The sequence below is a fragment of the Mycobacterium sp. genome, assembly GCF_008709575.1.
Lineage (GTDB): Bacteria > Actinomycetota > Actinomycetes > Mycobacteriales > Mycobacteriaceae > Mycobacterium.
On record NZ_VYIK01000396.1, the window covers coordinates 1 to 350 of the forward strand.

At 63.7% G+C, this 350-nt stretch carries 1 pseudogene; it reads right to left on the bottom strand.

The window, feature by feature from the left end:
* Positions 1 to 33 precede the first annotated feature (33 nt).
* Positions 34 to 350 (bottom strand): annotated as a pseudogene (locus tag F6Q13_RS19180) (Gfo/Idh/MocA family protein); the annotation flags it as partial.

Sequence of the window (350 nt, forward strand, 5' to 3'; positions counted from 1 at the left end):
GTCGGAGTACTTCGTGAGCCCGAAGCACACCTACGGCTCGACCCGCTGCAGCGTGCCCAGCTCACCGGAGGCGAGGATTTCCTCGACGCGCAATGCAAAAGGATGGTAGCGGTAGTGGAATGCCTCCATCACCACCCGGTTTGACGTCGCGGCGAGTTCGGCGATCTCGCGGGCTTCGGCGGCATTGGCGGTGAAAGGCTTTTCGCACAGCACGTGCTTGCCCGCGGCAAGCGCCGCTCGAGTCCACCTGCCGTGCAGACCGTTGGGCAGCGGGTTGTAGACCGCGTCCAGATCCGGATCGGCAATCAACGTCTCGTAGCTGTCGTGTACCCGGGCGATGCCGTGTTTGT